This is a genomic window from Pseudomonas sp. CCI1.1, from assembly GCF_034348165.1.
Classification (GTDB): domain Bacteria; phylum Pseudomonadota; class Gammaproteobacteria; order Pseudomonadales; family Pseudomonadaceae; genus Aquipseudomonas; species Aquipseudomonas paracarnis.
Window position 1 is genome coordinate 2,041,364 of record NZ_CP133780.1, and the last position, 15,160, is coordinate 2,056,523.

Annotated in this window: 15 protein-coding genes; 12 read left to right on the forward strand and 3 right to left on the reverse strand. The window is 61.8% G+C overall.

The genetic code is table 11. The annotated features are described in order from the left end of the window. Nucleotide 1 precedes the first annotated feature (1 nt). The 5 genes from RHM69_RS08750 (at nt 2) to RHM69_RS08770 (ending at nt 5,738) form a co-directional block, all read left to right on the forward strand. Nucleotides 2-1,060 carry an alpha-ketoacid dehydrogenase subunit beta gene (locus RHM69_RS08750; RefSeq protein ID WP_005789444.1) on the forward strand — a complete coding sequence of 353 codons (1,059 nt, stop codon included), beginning with the start codon at nt 2-4 and terminating at the stop codon, nt 1,058-1,060. Continuing rightward, complete coding sequence (locus RHM69_RS08755) at nt 1,061-2,326, forward strand: dihydrolipoamide acetyltransferase family protein (protein ID WP_020301297.1); 1,266 nt, start codon at nt 1,061-1,063, stop codon at nt 2,324-2,326. It abuts the gene before it with no gap. Between the two features lie 4 nt (nt 2,327-2,330). Continuing rightward, nucleotides 2,331-3,710, forward strand: a complete 1,380-nt coding sequence (gene lpdA, locus RHM69_RS08760) for a dihydrolipoyl dehydrogenase (RefSeq protein WP_102666166.1) — start codon at nt 2,331-2,333, stop codon at nt 3,708-3,710. A 205-nt stretch (nt 3,711-3,915) separates the two neighbouring features. Beyond that, nucleotides 3,916-4,935 carry a branched-chain amino acid aminotransferase gene (locus RHM69_RS08765; protein ID WP_200599285.1) on the forward strand — a complete coding sequence of 340 codons (1,020 nt, stop codon included), beginning with the start codon at nt 3,916-3,918 and terminating at the stop codon, nt 4,933-4,935. A gap of 509 nt (nt 4,936-5,444) precedes the next feature. Further along, nucleotides 5,445-5,738, forward strand: coding sequence for a hypothetical protein (locus RHM69_RS08770; RefSeq protein ID WP_137270572.1), 294 nt, complete (start codon nt 5,445-5,447; stop codon nt 5,736-5,738). A 30-nt stretch (nt 5,739-5,768) separates the two neighbouring features. Here the strand turns inward: RHM69_RS08770 and RHM69_RS08775 are convergent, their stop codons facing one another. Next, on the reverse strand, nt 5,769-6,665 hold the full coding sequence (locus RHM69_RS08775) for a GNAT family acetyltransferase (RefSeq protein WP_200599287.1): 897 nt from the start codon (nt 6,663-6,665) through the stop codon (nt 5,769-5,771). 283 nt (nt 6,666-6,948) lie between these two features. Here RHM69_RS08775 and ctlX point away from each other — a divergent pair, with 283 nt between their 5' ends. From ctlX to RHM69_RS08810, 7 genes are all read left to right on the forward strand, one after another. Further along, nucleotides 6,949-7,875, forward strand: a complete 927-nt coding sequence (gene ctlX / locus RHM69_RS08780) for a citrulline utilization hydrolase CtlX (RefSeq protein WP_014719020.1) — start codon at nt 6,949-6,951, stop codon at nt 7,873-7,875. Between the two features lie 11 nt (nt 7,876-7,886). Continuing rightward, on the forward strand, nt 7,887-8,933 hold the full coding sequence (locus RHM69_RS08785; protein WP_020301301.1) for an ornithine cyclodeaminase: 1,047 nt from the start codon (nt 7,887-7,889) through the stop codon (nt 8,931-8,933). A gap of 227 nt (nt 8,934-9,160) precedes the next feature. Beyond that, nucleotides 9,161-9,940, forward strand: a complete 780-nt coding sequence (locus RHM69_RS08790) for an ABC transporter substrate-binding protein (protein ID WP_014719022.1) — start codon at nt 9,161-9,163, stop codon at nt 9,938-9,940. A 138-nt stretch (nt 9,941-10,078) separates the two neighbouring features. Continuing rightward, nucleotides 10,079-10,780: an ABC transporter permease gene (locus RHM69_RS08795; RefSeq protein WP_014719023.1), complete on the forward strand. Its 702-nt coding sequence runs from the start codon at nt 10,079-10,081 to the stop codon at nt 10,778-10,780. Continuing rightward, nucleotides 10,777-11,490 carry an ABC transporter permease gene (locus tag RHM69_RS08800; RefSeq protein ID WP_014719024.1) on the forward strand — a complete coding sequence of 238 codons (714 nt, stop codon included), beginning with the start codon at nt 10,777-10,779 and terminating at the stop codon, nt 11,488-11,490. The genes RHM69_RS08795 and RHM69_RS08800 overlap by 4 nt, the downstream gene beginning before the upstream one ends. A gap of 3 nt (nt 11,491-11,493) precedes the next feature. Then, a complete protein-coding gene (locus tag RHM69_RS08805; protein ID WP_014719025.1) occupies nt 11,494-12,324 on the forward strand; it encodes an ABC transporter ATP-binding protein in 831 nt (276 codons plus the stop codon). A gap of 4 nt (nt 12,325-12,328) precedes the next feature. Beyond that, nucleotides 12,329-12,826 (forward strand): Lrp/AsnC family transcriptional regulator, encoded by a 498-nt coding sequence (locus RHM69_RS08810; protein WP_014719026.1) that lies wholly within the window; start codon nt 12,329-12,331, stop codon nt 12,824-12,826. A 123-nt stretch (nt 12,827-12,949) separates the two neighbouring features. Here the strand turns inward: RHM69_RS08810 and RHM69_RS08815 are convergent, their stop codons facing one another. Continuing rightward, on the reverse strand, nt 12,950-13,783 hold the full coding sequence (locus RHM69_RS08815; RefSeq protein WP_014719027.1) for a TIGR03915 family putative DNA repair protein: 834 nt from the start codon (nt 13,781-13,783) through the stop codon (nt 12,950-12,952). Continuing rightward, a complete protein-coding gene (locus RHM69_RS08820; RefSeq protein WP_014719028.1) occupies nt 13,780-15,000 on the reverse strand; it encodes a putative DNA modification/repair radical SAM protein in 1,221 nt (406 codons plus the stop codon). Before RHM69_RS08820 ends, RHM69_RS08815 begins: the two co-directional genes overlap by 4 nt. Nucleotides 15,001-15,160 lie beyond the last annotated feature (160 nt).

The following is a 15,160-nucleotide window of genomic DNA, read 5'->3' on the forward strand; positions in this document are numbered from 1 at the left end:
CATGAACGACCACAACAACAGCATCGAACTGGAAACCGCCATGACCACCACCACCATGACCATGATCCAGGCCCTGCGCTCGGCCATGGATGTGATGCTTGAGCGTGACGACAACGTGGTGGTGTTCGGCCAGGACGTCGGGTACTTCGGCGGCGTGTTCCGTTGCACCGAAGGCTTGCAGACCAAGTACGGCAGCTCGCGGGTGTTTGACGCCCCCATCTCGGAAAGCGGCATCGTCGGCGTGGCCGTGGGCATGGGCGCTTACGGCCTGCGCCCGGTAGCGGAAATCCAGTTCGCCGACTACGTCTACCCCGCCACCGACCAGATCATTTCCGAAGCGGCACGCCTGCGTTATCGCTCGGCCGGCCAGTTCACTGCGCCCTTGACCATGCGCATGCCCTGCGGTGGCGGCATCTATGGCGGCCAGACCCACAGCCAGAGTATCGAAGCGGTGTTCACCCAGGTCTGCGGCCTGCGCACGGTGATGCCGTCCAACCCCTATGACGCCAAGGGCCTGCTGATCGCCTCCATCGAAAACGATGACCCGGTGATCTTCCTCGAACCCAAGCGCCTGTATAACGGCCCTTTCGATGGCCACCACGACCGCCCGGTAACGCCGTGGTCCAAACACCCCCAAGCCCAGGTGCCGGACGGTTACTACACCGTGCCGCTGGATGTGGCCGCCATCGTGCGTCCGGGTTCGGCCGTGACCGTGCTGACCTACGGCACCACCGTGTATGTGTCGCAAGTCGCCGCTGAAGAAACCGGCATCGACGCCGAGGTCATCGACCTGCGCAGCCTGTGGCCGCTGGACCTGGAGACCATCGTCAAGTCGGTGAAAAAGACCGGCCGTTGCGTGGTGGTGCATGAGGCCACGCGCACCTGCGGCTTTGGTGCCGAGTTGGTCTCGCTGGTGCAAGAGCATTGCTTCCACCACCTGGAAGCGCCGATCGAACGCGTCACCGGTTGGGACACCCCCTACCCGCACGCGCAGGAATGGGCGTATTTCCCAGGGCCGTCCCGAGTGGGCGCGGCGTTGAAACGGGTCATGGAGGTCTGAATGGGCACGCACGTTATCAAGATGCCGGACATTGGCGAGGGCATCGCGGAAGTTGAATTGTCGGTATGGCATGTAAAGGTCGGCGACCTGGTGGTTGAAGATCAGGTGCTGGCGGATGTGATGACCGACAAGGCGATGGTGGATATTCCCTCGCCGGTCCACGGCAAAGTGATTTCCCTCGGCGGCGAGCCGGGTGAGGTCATGGCAGTGGGCAGTATTTTGATCAGCATTGAAGTAGAAGGCGCAGGCAATACCAAGGATGTACCCGTGGTTGCCGAGCCGGCGAAGGCCGCGCCGCCTGTGGCCGAAGCCAAACCGGTACAGGCGCCGGTAGAAAGCAAGCCCGCTGCAGCAGTGAAAGCGCCGCAAGCGCCCGTGGCCCGTGAAGCCAGCGAACGCCCATTGGCCTCGCCTGCCGTGCGCAAACACGCGCTGGATGCCGGGATTCAACTGCGCCTGGTCCAGGGCACAGGGCCTGCCGGCCGAATTCTGCATGAAGACCTGGAGGCTTACTTGCGCCAGGGCACGGCAACGGGCGCCAGTGCCGCCAACCCTTACGCCGAGCGCAACGACGAACACCAAATCCCGGTGATCGGCATGCGCCGCAAGATCGCCCAGCGCATGCAGGACGCCACCCGGCGCGCCGCGCATTTCAGCTACGTGGAAGAAATCGACGTCACCGCCCTCGACGAGTTGCGCGTGCATCTCAACGAGAAGCACGGTGCGACACGCGGCAAGCTGACCCTGCTGCCGTTTATCGTGCGGGCCATGGTGGTAGCCTTGCGCGACTTCCCGCAGATCAATGCGCGTTACGACGACGAAGCCCAGGTCATCACTCGCCTCGGTGCCGTGCACGTGGGCGTCGCCACCCAGAGCGACGTGGGCCTGATGGTGCCGGTGGTACGTCACGCCGAAGCCCGCAGCCTGTGGGGCACTGCCGAAGAAATCGCGCGTTTGGCCAATGCCGCACGCACAGGCAAGGCCAGCCGCGATGAGCTGTCCGGTTCCACCATCACCCTGACCAGCCTTGGCGCCTTGGGCGGCATTGTCAGCACGCCGGTGCTGAACCTGCCGGAAGTGGCCATCGTCGGCGTCAACCGTATCGTTGAGCGGCCGATGGTGATCAAGGGCCAGATTGTGGTGCGCAAGATGATGAACCTCTCCAGCTCCTTCGATCACCGCGTGGTCGATGGCATGGACGCGGCGCAATTCATCCAGGCCATTCGCGGCCTGCTCGAACAACCCGCCAACCTGTTCCTGGAGTAAGGGCATGACTCAGACATTGCACACCACGCTGCTGATTATCGGCGGCGGCCCCGGCGGTTATGTGGCGGCGATTCGCGCAGGCCAACTGGGCATCCCCACCATCCTGGTGGAAGGCCAGGCACTGGGCGGCACCTGCCTGAACATCGGCTGCATTCCCTCCAAGGCGCTGATCCATGTGGCCGAGCAGTTCCAGCAAACCGTGCACCATAGCCAGGGCTCGCAACTGGGCATTGAAGTGGATGTACCGACCCTGGACATCCGCAAGAGCGTGGAATGGAAAGACGGCATCGTTGACCGCCTGACCACCGGCGTCGCCGCACTGCTGAAAAAACATAAGGTGCAGGTGATCCATGGCTGGGCCAAGGTCATCGACGGCAAGACCGTCGAGGTGGGCGAGCAACGCATCCAGTGCGAACACCTGCTGCTGGCCACCGGCTCGACAAGCGTCAACCTGCCGATGCTGCCGATTGGCGGGCCGATTATCTCCTCCACCGAAGCCCTGGCACCGACCCATGTGCCCCGGCGCCTGATCGTGGTGGGCGGTGGTTATATCGGCCTGGAACTGGGGATTGCCTACCGCAAGCTGGGTGCCGACGTCAGTGTGGTCGAGGCCCAGGCGCACATCCTGCCGGCCTACGACGCCGAGCTGACCCTGCCGGTGGCTGAATCCTTGAAGAAACTCGGCGTGAAGCTGTACCTGGAACACAGCGTCACCGGCTTTACCGACGGCAAACTGCAGGTGCGCGCCCCCAACGGCGACATCTTGGCGCTGGACACCGACCAGGTGCTGGTCGCCGTGGGGCGCAAACCCAACACCCAGGGTTGGAACCTCGAAGCGCTGAACCTGGACATGAACGGCGTGGCGATCAAGATCGACAGCCGCTGCCAGACCAGCATGCGCAACGTGTACGCCATCGGCGACCTCAGCGGCGAGCCGATGCTGGCGCACCGGGCCATGGCCCAGGGCGAAATGGTTGCCGAACTGATCAGCGGCAAGGCCCGCGAATTCAACCCGGCGGCAATTCCGGCGGTGTGCTTTACCGACCCGGAACTGGTGGTGGTCGGCAAGACCCCGGACGAGGCCAAGGCTGCCGGCCTGGATTGCATTGTGTCGAGCTTCCCCTTCGCCGCCAATGGCCGGGCCATGACGCTGGAGTCCAAAGCCGGCTTCGTGCGGGTGGTGGCGCGACGTGACAATCACTTGATTGTTGGCTGGCAAGCCGTGGGGGCCGGAGTGTCCGAGCTGTCGACCGCGTTCGGCCTGAGCCTGGAAATGGGTGCGCGCCTGGAGGATGTGGCCGGCACCATCCATGCCCACCCGACCCTGGGTGAAGCGGTGCAGGAAGCCGCGCTGCGGGCGTTGGGCCACGCGTTGCACCTGTAAAACCGTGGCGTGGCTATCGCAGGCAAGCCAGCTCCCACACTTGGAATGCATTCCAATGTGGGAGCCGGGCTTGCCCGCGATAGCGGTGCATTAGCCAATGCAGAGGTTGAATGGTCCGCCGCCCTCCTCCCACACCGGCCAAGAATGCAGTATTGTTGCGCCCATCCAGAAAAAAAATCCGACTTGACCAGAGATAGAGGGTGTCATGGGTAACGAGAGCATCAATTGGGACAAGCTGGGTTTTGACTACATCAAGACCGACAAGCGGTTTCTCCAGGTCTGGAAAAACGGCGAATGGCAAGCTGGCACCCTGACCGACGACAATGTGCTGCACATCAGCGAGGGCTCCACTGCCCTGCATTATGGCCAGCAATGCTTCGAGGGCTTGAAGGCCTATCGTTGCAAGGACGGTTCGATCAACCTGTTCCGCCCGGACCAGAACGCCGCCCGCATGCAGCGCAGCTGTGGCCGCCTGCTGATGCCACGAGTGCCGACCGACGCGTTCATCGACGCCTGCAAACAAGTGGTCAAGGCCAACGAGCGCTTCATCCCGCCGTACGGCAGTGGCGGCGCGCTGTACCTGCGCCCGTTCGTGATCGGCACCGGTGACAACATCGGCGTGCGTACCGCGCCGGAGTTCATCTTCTCGGTGTTCTGCATCCCGGTCGGTGCCTACTTCAAGGGCGGCCTGGTGCCGCACAACTTCCAGATCTCCGGCTACGACCGCGCCGCGCCGCAAGGCACCGGTGCCGCCAAGGTCGGTGGCAACTACGCCGCCAGCCTGATGCCCGGTTCGGAAGCGAAGAAATTCGGCTTCGCCGACGCGATCTACCTGGACCCGATGACACATTCGAAAATCGAAGAAGTCGGCTCGGCCAACTTCTTCGGGATCACCCACGACAACCAGTTCATCACGCCGAAGTCGCCTTCGGTATTGCCAGGCATCACCCGCCTGTCGCTGATCGAACTGGCCCAGACCCGCCTGGGCCTGGAAGTGGTCGAGGGCGAAGTGTTCATCGACAAGCTGGATCAGTTCAAGGAAGCCGGCGCCTGCGGTACCGCAGCGGTGATCTCGCCTATCGGCGGCATTCAGTACAACGGCAAGCTGCATGTGTTCCACAGCGAGACCGAAGTCGGCCCGATCACCCAGAAGCTCTACAAAGAGCTGACCGGTGTGCAGACCGGTGACGTGGAAGCGCCAGCGGGTTGGATCGTCAAGGTCTGACAGCCACGAAAGCCAGCGACACCACAAAACCCCTGTGGGAGCTGGCTTGCCTGCGATAGCGATCTGTCAGCCAGCATATGATCGTTCCCACGCTCCGCGTGGGAATGCAATGCATCCCCTGACGCTCCGCGTCACCTGTTGTCCGGCGGGACGCGGAGCATCCCAGGCGGCATTCCCACGCAGAGCGTGGGAACGATCAAGGGCCCACCGCTATCGCAGGCAAGCCAGCTCCCACACTGGTTTCTACGCCTTCAAGAGCGTGGCGCAATATTCTCGCCAATCTTCTTGCCCATACTGATCCTCGGCTCCACCCCATACCCTAACGCTTCATAAAACCCTAAGTGTTGTCCGGCGGGACGCGGAGCGTCCCAGGCGGCATTCCCACGCAGAGCGTGGGAACGATCAACTGTAAATGCATACACCCTGTCAAGTTTGACAGTAGAGATGCGCAGGGATCGAGATTATAAATGCAGAGGCTGGATTCTCACCAAACCTCAAGGAGACACCTCATGGGCAACTTTATCATTCACCTCACGACAGATGACTTCGAAGGTGACGCAAGCAAAGAAATATTGATGGAAGTATTGAATGCCCCCAACGATCCCGACCCTCTTCTGGTGTATGCCAGCTCCAGCGAAAAAAATGGTTTTTATGACCGCTCCTCAAGCCCGGGGGATGCCGACGGTGACGGCGATGTCGAAGGGGATATTGACGACAAGATCCTGTTTCTGAACTTGGCGAATGCTTTTGCGGCAATGAAAGGCTATACCGCGAAGCGGAAAAAAAATAAGCGTAAGCCTTAAAGGCTAGACGGATGATCAGATTGCTGTCGGTCATCTACTTTGTCCTGGAATACACTCAACGATCCTCTTCCCCATACTGATCCTCGGCTCCACCCCATACCCCAACGCCTCATAAAACCCCACCACCACGTCATTGCCGCCGGTGATCTGCAGGTTGATCTTCATGCAACCCAGCGCCGTCAACGCCTGTTCGGCATAGCGCACCAGCGACGATCCCAGGCCATGGCGCCGATAGTCGGTATGCACCGCCACCGAATACAACCAGCCACGATGCCCGTCATAGCCGGCGAGAATGGTACCGATCACGGCTTTGTTGTCGGTGGCAACGAAGAACAACCCGTCGTTGACCGCCAGTTTCTTATCAATCGCCAGGCTCGGCAGGTTATGCGCGGTGTCATAGCCAAACGCCTGCTGCCATAACTCAATCACCTGGGCACGGTGTTGACGGTCGCGATAAGGCCCTATGGGGTGGCGGGACAACAGCGTTTTTTCCATCACCAACGTGCGCTCATTGCCGTGGTACACGTCACGCACGTTGTGAAAACCCAACTTGGCGTAGAAGGCTTGCGCCGTCAGCGAGGACGGCACGCTCAAGACCGTCACGCCGGCTTCACGGGCGCGCAGTTCGATCTCGATCATCAACAATCGGCCAATGCCCTGCCCTTGCAGCGCTGGGTTGACGAACACCGAGCGCACCACATTGCCATCCAGTGCGGCCGTAGCGACGATCAGTTGAGCCTGAGTCGCCACCAACACTACCCGCCGCTGGAGCAATGCCAGCACAGCGTCGGGGGTGAAGTTGCTGGCAACCCGCGCAATCACATCCGCGGGGTAATCACGTGCGTTGCTGCTGTGCAGCGCAGCCAGGATGACGTGGCTGATACCTTCGGCATCGGAAGGTTGGGCAAGGCGAACAGCGGTAGACATGGTTCCTCCTGGCTGACACAGCGATAACAATCACCACAATACCAATGTGGGAGCTGGCTTGCCTGCGATAGCGGTGGGCCAGCCAGATGAATGGGGCTGACACACCGCTATCACAGGCAAGCCAGTTCCCACAGTTTGATCGTATTTCAATCTGGCAGCCGATTCGGCTGCGCCCCTCCCGTTTTCAGCTTTCTTGGCTGAGCCACCCCGCCGTTTCAGCCGGGATCCTTTCCCCGCAACGCACACAATAGCGGCACAAGATCCCCAACGGACCCGTGCCCCCATGCAAACCACCAACACCGTCCTGATGATCCGCCCGGCGCGCTTTGCCTTCAACCCGGATACCGCGATCAACAACCGTTTCCAACGCCCGCCGCTGGACCCGCTCAGTGCACAGCACAAAGCGCTGGAGGAGTTCGACGGTTATGTCGACACCTTGCGCCAGCACGGCGTGGAGGTGCTGGTGGTGCAGGACACGCCGGCGCCCCACACGCCCGACTCGATCTTCCCCAACAACTGGTGGAGCAGCCATGCCGACGGCAGCCTGGTGCTCTACCCCATGGAAGGCCAGAACCGCCGACTGGAGCGCAACAAGGGCGTGCTGCAAGTTTTGGAGCAGCGCTTTGCGATCAACACCACCATCGATCTCAGCCACCTGGAACAACAGAACATCTTCCTGGAAGGCACCGGCAGCATGGTACTCGACCGCCAGCACCGCATCAGCTACGCCTGCCATTCGGGGCGCACCCACCACGCGGCCCTGCGCCAGTTTGCCGAACGCCTCGACTACCAACTCTGCGTGTTCCACGCCCTGGACCGCCACCAGGCACCCATCTACCACAGCAACGTGATGATGAGCGTTGGCCGCGACCTCGCGGTGGTGTGCCTGCAGGCCCTGCCCGACGACCGCGAACGCCTGGCCCTGGAACGCTCCCTGCGTGATACCGGCAAAGACATCCTCAGCCTGGACTTCGACCAGCTGGAAGCCTTCGCCGGCAACATGCTGGAGGTCCACGACCGGGACGGCCAGCCGTTGCTGGTGATGTCCGCCAGTGCCTGGGGCGCCCTGCATCCGGCGCAGCGTCAGCATGTGGAACGCCATACGCGGCCGGTGGTGGTGAATATCGACAACATCGAACGCATCGGCGGCGGCAGTGCCCGCTGCATGCTGGCTGAAGTGCATCTGCCGGCCCGTCCCTCATTTCAATAAGGAGTCTTGCCATGACCCGTTATATCGACGTCAACGACCTCAGCTACCTGGTTTCGCAAAAAGGCCTGCAAACCTGCATCACCGAAATGGCCGACTACATTCGCGCCGACTACCTGCGCTGGCAGGATTTCGAGAAATGCGCGCGCCTGGCCAACCATTCACCGGATGGGGTGATCGAGCTGATGCCGGTGTCCGACGCCTCGCTGTACGCCTTCAAGTACGTCAACGGCCACCCGAAAAACACCCTGGCCGGCATGCTCACCGTGATGGCGTTCGGTGCCTTGGGCGACGTCGACACCGGTAAACCGGTGCTGCTGGCGGAAATGACCCTGACCACTGCGATCCGCACCGCCGCCACCTCGGCCCTGGTCGCCCGCTACCTGGCCCGCGCCAACAGCCGCAGCATGGCGCTGATCGGCAACGGCTGCCAAAGCGAATTCCAGGCCCTGGCCTTCCACGCCATGCTCGGTATTACTGAAATCCGCCTGTTCGACATCGACCCCCAGGCCACCGCCAAGCTCGCCGCCAACCTCAAGGCGTTCCCGGCGATCAAGGTGATCCTGGCCGCCAGCGTCGCCGAGGCAGTCAAAGGCGCGGACATTGTCACCACCGTGACTGCGGACAAAGCCTACGCCACCATCCTGACTGACGAGATGATCGAGCCAGGCATGCACCTCAATGCCGTGGGCGGTGACTGCCCGGGCAAGACCGAGCTGGACCGCCGCATCGTCGAGCGCGCCCGGGTGATCGTCGAGTACGAACCGCAAAGCCGCATCGAAGGTGAAATCCAGCATATGCCGGAAGATTCGCCGGTCACCGAGCTGTGGCAAGTGATCAACGGCCAACAGCCGGGCCGCGAAAATGACCGCCAAATTACCCTGTTCGACTCGGTGGGTTTTGCCATCGAAGACTACTCGGCCCTGCGCTATGTATTGGACGTGGCCAAAGCCTTGGATGTGGGCAGCGAGCTGGAGCTGGTGCCGGACCTGGCCGACCCGAAAAACCTGTTCGCACGCCTGGCCCAGCAACCTGTGGTACAGCATAAAAAGCGCGCCTGAAACCGCTCTGGCCTGCCGCTTTGCGACCAGGGCAGGCCAGATTCTAGTGGGTTAAAAGCCGATTTTGCCGGTGCCGCAGCCGATTCCGCTGCATTGCTTGTTTTAACAGCGCAATTTGCGCTTTGCGCAGGGGGTAAACGACACAAAAAACGCACCACCATGAAGCATTCTCTGCTCCCAGTTATTCACTGCCCCTGACATCAATTACAAAATATAGGGACCGACACATGACTCCTCTGCGATCACTCTTCGCTGCGTTGCTGTTGCCACTGTGCGCCACTGCTGCCCACGCCCAGGACTGGAAAGAAATCCGGTTTGGCGTGTTCCCCGAATACCCGCCCTTCGAATCTGTCGCCGCCGACGGCAGCCTGCAAGGGTTCGATATCGAACTGGGCAACGCTATCTGCGCCAAGCTCGAAGTGAAATGCACCTGGGTGCACAACGAATTCGACGGCATGATCCCGGCCCTGCGTGCGCGCAAGTTCGACGCGATCATGTCCTCCATGGCCGTGACCCCGGCTCGTGAGAAAGTCATCGACTTCACCGACCGCCTGTTCCTCAGCCCCACCTCGGTGATCACCCGCAAAAACGCCACCTTCGGTGACACCCCCGAGTCGCTGAACGGCAAGCACGTTGGCGTGCTGCAAGGCTCGTTGCAGGAAGCCTATGCCCGCGCGCACCTGGCCAAGCTCGGTGCACAGATCAAGGCATACCAGTCCCAGGAACAGAACTACGCCGACCTGCAAAACGGCCGCCTCGACGCCACCCTGACGGACAAGCTCGAAGCCCAGCTCAACTTCCTGTCCAAGCCCGAAGGCGCCGACTTCAAGACCGGCCCGGCCTTCAAGGACCCGACCCTGCCGCTGGACATCGCCATGGGCCTGCGCAAGAACGACCAGGCATTGCGTGAGCTGATCAACAAGGGCATCGCCGCCGTCCAGGCCGATGGCACTTACGCACAGATCCAGAAGAAATACTTTGGCGATCAGGACATCTACAACGAGTAACCGGCAACCCGTGCCCCTGTGGGAGCGGGCTTGCCCGCGATAGCGGTGCTTCAGGCACCCACGCCGTGACTGCACCACCGTTATCGCAGGCAAGCCAGCTCCCACAGTAAATCCGTGCACTCCTTCGAGATCTTCCCCATGAACGACCTCCTCAACCTGCAAGGCTACGGCCCCATGCTGGCCCAGGGTGCCTGGATGACGCTCAAGCTGGCGTTCCTCGCCCTGGCTCTGAGCCTTACGCTGGGCCTGGTCGCCGCTGGCGCCAAACTCTCCAGCGCCAAATGGCTGCGCGTGCCGGCCACGCTCTACACCACGTTGATCCGCAGCGTGCCGGACCTGGTGCTGATCCTGCTGATCTTCTACAGCCTGCAACTGTGGCTCAACGACCTGACCGAAGCGTTCGGCTGGGACTACGTTGAAATCGACCCGTTTACCGCCGGGGTGATCACCCTGGGCTTTATCTACGGTGCGTATTTCACCGAGAACTTCCGGGGTGCGATCCTCAGTGTGCCGGCGGGCCAACTGGAAGCCGCCACCGCCTACGGCCTGAGCCGCTGGCAGCGCTTTCACCTGGTGCTGTTCCCGCAACTGATGCGCTTTGCCCTGCCTGGCCTGGGCAATAACTGGCTGGTGCTGCTCAAGTCCACGGCGCTGGTGTCCATCATCGGCCTGTCAGACCTGGTCAAGGCCGCACAGAACGCCGGCAAGTCCACCAGCGAGCCGCTGTACTTCCTGATCCTCGCGGGCCTGGTGTACCTGGTGATTACCACCCTCTCCAACCGCATCTTCAAGCGCCTGGAACGGCGCTATAACCTGGGCATCAAGGGGATGGCGCGATGATCGAACTGTTCCAGCAATACGGCCTGGCCTATCTGTTCAGCGATGGCAGCGGCCTGTCCGGTGTCGCCATGACCTTGTGGCTGTTCATTATCTCGGTGGTGCTCGGCTTTGGCCTGTCGATCCCCCTGGCGCTGGCACGCGTCTCAGAGCATTTCTGGCTGCGCTGGCCGGTGGAGGTTTACACCTACCTGTTCCGTGGCACGCCCCTGTATATCCAACTGCTGATTTGCTACACCGGGCTGTACAGCCTGGAAGTGGTGCAGGATAACGCCCTGCTCAACCAGTTTTTCCGCAACGCGCTGAACTGCACACTGTTGGCGTTTGTGCTCAACACCTGCGCCTACACCGTGGAAATCTTCGCCGGGGCAATCCGCAACATTCCCCATGGCGAGATCGAAGCGGCACGCGCCTATGGCCTGCACGGCTGGCGGCTGAACCTGTTTGTGATCGTACCCGCCGCATTGCGTCGCGCCCTGCCGGCCTACAGCAATGAAATGATCCTGATGCTGCACGCCACGTCACTGGCGTTTACCGCCACCGTCGCCGACATCCTCAAGGTCGCCCGCGATGCCAATGCCGAGACGTTCCTGACCTTCCAGGCCTTCGGCATCGCCGCCCTGCTCTACATGCTGCTGTCCTTTGCACTGGTGGGCCTGTTCAGGCTGGCCGAACGTCGCTGGATGCGCTTTCTTGTTCCTACCCGAGGCTAACCCATGAATCAGTCCGCGCAGGCCCTGGCCGCTTATCCAATGGATGTACCCGTCGGCAAAACCGCCACGGCGGCCATCAAGCTGCAAGTCGAAGGTATCCATAAACGCTACGGCGAACACGAAGTGCTCAAGGGCGTGTCCCTCAATGCACGCCAGGGCGATGTGATCAGCCTGATCGGCGCCAGCGGCTCGGGCAAAAGCACGATGCTGCGGTGCATCAACTTTCTGGAACAGCCTGACGCCGGGGTGATCACCCTGGACGGCATCAGCATCGAAATGCAACCAGGCCGCGCCGGCACCCGTGCGCCGCACCAGGCGCAACTGCAAAACCTGCGCACGCGCCTGGCCATGGTGTTCCAGCACTTCAACCTGTGGAGCCACATGACCGTGCTGGAAAACATCACCATGGCCCCGCGCCGGGTGCTGAACGTGAGCGCCGCCGAAGCCGAGAAACGTGCGCGGCTGTACCTGGACAAGGTCGGCCTGCCGAGCCGCGTGGCGGACCAATACCCGGCGTTCCTGTCCGGTGGCCAGCAGCAGCGCGTGGCCATTGCGCGGGCGCTGGCAATGGAACCGGAGATTATCCTGTTCGATGAACCCACCTCGGCCCTGGACCCGGAACTTGTAGGAGAAGTGCTCAAAGTCATACAGACGTTGGCCGAGGAAGGTCGTACCATGCTGATGGTCACCCACGAAATGGGCTTCGCCCGCCAGGTGTCCAGCCAAGTGCTGTTCCTGCACCAGGGCCGAGTCGAAGAACACGGCGGCGCCGAGATCCTCGACCATCCCACCAGCGAACGCTTGCAGCAATTTCTTTCCAACCGTTTGAAGTGAACTCATGGATACCAAGGCCCACGGACCCCATTCTTCCCCTACGCTGGATCGCATCGACGAAGCGATCATCGACGTACTCAGGCATCAGGGGCGTATTACCTACGAAAAGCTCTCGTCGCTGGTGCACCTCACCCCCAGGCCCTGCCTGGAACGGGTGCGCAAGCTGGAACGACGCGGGGTGATCCGTGGGTATGGGGCGATCATCGATGTGCAGATGGTCTCACCGGGGCTGTCACTGCTGGTGCTGGTGGCCTTGTCCAACCAAAGCGGGCGCTCGGCGCAAAAGGCCTTCGAAGCCTGCGTGAAAGCCTGCCCGCAGGTATTCGAATGCCAGTTGATCAGCGGGCCGTTCGACTACAGCCTGCGCATGCGCTGCCGGGATATGGAACATTACCGGGTGCTGACCGAGACCTGGTTGAACAATGATGAGTTGCACATTGATAAGCTGGTGGCGCATCCGGAGTTGGCGGTGGTCAAGAACACCGCGACCGAACTGGCCTGATCCAGCTGGCTCGTTCCCACGCTCTGCGTGGGAATGCATCCAATGACGCTCCGCGTCACAACTTCAAGAGCAGACGCGGGGCGTCCAGGGTGGTATTCCCACGCAGAGCGTGGGAACGATCATTCACCCCTGCCCACTTAATATTCTTTTGCCTGGCTTGGCACCCACCAGCTTCGCCTGCCCATCTTTCTGCTTGCCCGTGCGGGCTTCACTGATCAGCCCCGGAATCAACTTGCCCTCCGGCAAATTCTTCCAGAAGCGGCTGGGCAAATGCCCTTCCATCACTTTGGGATTGAGCCGTGCCGGGTTGAAGATGTGGCTGTAGTAGGTCAGCCACATGGCGCTGTGGGGATCTTCAACATTCTGCGCCAGTTGCTGCCAGGCCTCGGGGCACTGGCGCTGATGAATCAATTGCTCGCCGTCGTAATAGACCCCGTCCAGGGGCGTGGCGATCATCCAGCGATGGCGGCCCATGCGCCCGATAAAATGCTCGCTGGCGCTCTTGAGAATGTCATGGGCCGGCTCATGCCAGGCCACGTACTCCGGCAGTTCCGGCCCTGCCTCGGCCGGCAGCGCGATGAAGCGCACAAACGCGTGCAAGTGGTGGGCCTCCCGGCTGACTTGCTTGATGCGCCGTTGCAACTCGCTGCCAAGCTTGTCCCCTGCCAGCATGGCCGTGCGATCACCGTGGCTGACCCGCCATAGCACTTCATACAACAGGCTCCAGCGCTGATCACCTTGATAACAGGCAGCGGACTCCAACAATTGCAACAGCGCCTTGGGGATGCGCGCCTGAAACGGCCCCATCCCTGGTGGGATAGGTTCATCGGTAGCGAACAGGTCCGCCGCCTGCGCCTCGCCCCAGCTGACCTGGCTGGGGTCGACCTGATGGCTGAGCAACCAGCGGGCCTGTTCGCGCCAGGTGCTGAACAGATTGTCGCACTCCAGGCTGATCATCCCCACAACCCCATCTGTTGCGGCTGCGGACGGTCCCGCAATTGTTCGCGCAACAACACACTGGTGCTGTCGGCCTGCTGCGGGTGGTAGTCGCTGGTGATGAAAAACGGCTTGGCCTTGGCCAGCACGCAGCGCATGCGCGCCAGGTCTTCGAAGCGGATCTTGCGCTCACGGCGCAGGTCGACCAGGCGCTGGGTGGTGCGCAGGCCGATGCCGGGGATACGTGCGATCAGGGTCGGCTCGGCGCGGTTGAGGTCCAGGGGGAACACCTCGCGATGCTCCAGGGCCCACGCCAGCTTGGGGTCGATATCCAGTGCCAGGTCACCGGGGCCGGCGAACAGCTCATTGGCGCTGAAACCGTAGCTGCGCAGCAGGAAATCAGCCTGGTACAAGCGGTGCTCGCGCATCAAGGGCGGCGCGGCCAGGGGTACGCTTTTCGGGCTGTTGGGGATGGGGCTGAACGCCGAGTAATACACGCGGCGCAGCTTGAAATTACCGTACAACGCCTCGGCACCGTGCAGGATGGTGCTGTCGTCGGTGTCGTCGGCACCGACGATCATCTGCGTGCTCTGCCCGGCCGGGGCAAACCGTGGCGCACGGGGTTCGTTGAGCACCGTCTGTTCGCCGGTGTAGATGGTCTGCATGGCCTGCTTGATCGAGCCGATCTGCTTCTCGGGCGCCAGGGTCTGCAGGCTGGCGTCGGTGGGCAGTTCGATATTCACACTGAGGCGATCGGCATAACGGCCAGCCTCGGCGATCAGGGCCGGGTCGGCATCGGGGATGGTCTTGAGGTGGATATAACCGCGAAAGTCATGCTCTTCGCGCAGCAGTTTGGCGACCCGCACCAGTTGCTCCATGGTGTAGTCCGACGAACGGATGATGCCGGAACTGAGGAACAGCCCGCTGACGCAATTGCGCTTGTAGAAATCCAGGGTCAGGGTGACCACCTCCTCCGGGCTGAAGCGCGCACGGGGCACGTCGCTGGAGCGGCGGTTGACGCAGTATTGGCAGTCGTAGAGGCAGAAGTTGGTGAGCAACACCTTGAGCAACGACACGCAACGGCCATCGGGCGTGTAGCTGTGGCAGATGCCCATGCCATTGGTGGAACCCAGCCCCGCCTTGCCCTCGGAACTGCGCTTGGGCGCGCCACTGCTGGCGCAGGACGCGTCGTACTTGGCGGCGTCGGCGAGGATGCTGAGTTTTTCGATCAACTGCATGGAGGGCTACCGATACTGGTTTTTTGTACAGTACCAATAGCCACACTTTGTCACAAGTGCCGTCTGTAGGAGCGAGCTCTTGTGGCGAGGGAGCTTGCTCCCGCTGGGCTGCGAAGCGGCCCCAAAAGCTTGCGGGCGCTGCGCACCCGAACGGGAGCAA

What these genes read in the sequence shown, in the direction of transcription:
- RHM69_RS08750 (WP_005789444.1), top strand. Translation starts at nt 2, where the DNA reads ATGAACGACCACAACAACAGCATCGAACTGGAAACCGCCATGACCACC.
- RHM69_RS08755 (WP_020301297.1), top strand. Translation starts at nt 1,061, where the DNA reads ATGGGCACGCACGTTATCAAGATGCCGGACATTGGCGAGGGCATCGCG.
- lpdA (WP_102666166.1), top strand. Translation starts at nt 2,331, where the DNA reads ATGACTCAGACATTGCACACCACGCTGCTGATTATCGGCGGCGGCCCC.
- RHM69_RS08765 (WP_200599285.1), top strand. Translation starts at nt 3,916, where the DNA reads ATGGGTAACGAGAGCATCAATTGGGACAAGCTGGGTTTTGACTACATC.
- RHM69_RS08770 (WP_137270572.1), top strand. Translation starts at nt 5,445, where the DNA reads ATGGGCAACTTTATCATTCACCTCACGACAGATGACTTCGAAGGTGAC.
- RHM69_RS08775 (WP_200599287.1), bottom strand. Translation starts at nt 6,665, where the DNA reads ATGTCTACCGCTGTTCGCCTTGCCCAACCTTCCGATGCCGAAGGTATC.
- ctlX (WP_014719020.1), top strand. Translation starts at nt 6,949, where the DNA reads ATGCAAACCACCAACACCGTCCTGATGATCCGCCCGGCGCGCTTTGCC.
- RHM69_RS08785 (WP_020301301.1), top strand. Translation starts at nt 7,887, where the DNA reads ATGACCCGTTATATCGACGTCAACGACCTCAGCTACCTGGTTTCGCAA.
- RHM69_RS08790 (WP_014719022.1), top strand. Translation starts at nt 9,161, where the DNA reads ATGACTCCTCTGCGATCACTCTTCGCTGCGTTGCTGTTGCCACTGTGC.
- RHM69_RS08795 (WP_014719023.1), top strand. Translation starts at nt 10,079, where the DNA reads ATGAACGACCTCCTCAACCTGCAAGGCTACGGCCCCATGCTGGCCCAG.
- RHM69_RS08800 (WP_014719024.1), top strand. Translation starts at nt 10,777, where the DNA reads ATGATCGAACTGTTCCAGCAATACGGCCTGGCCTATCTGTTCAGCGAT.
- RHM69_RS08805 (WP_014719025.1), top strand. Translation starts at nt 11,494, where the DNA reads ATGAATCAGTCCGCGCAGGCCCTGGCCGCTTATCCAATGGATGTACCC.
- RHM69_RS08810 (WP_014719026.1), top strand. Translation starts at nt 12,329, where the DNA reads ATGGATACCAAGGCCCACGGACCCCATTCTTCCCCTACGCTGGATCGC.
- RHM69_RS08815 (WP_014719027.1), bottom strand. Translation starts at nt 13,783, where the DNA reads ATGATCAGCCTGGAGTGCGACAATCTGTTCAGCACCTGGCGCGAACAG.
- RHM69_RS08820 (WP_014719028.1), bottom strand. Translation starts at nt 15,000, where the DNA reads ATGCAGTTGATCGAAAAACTCAGCATCCTCGCCGACGCCGCCAAGTAC.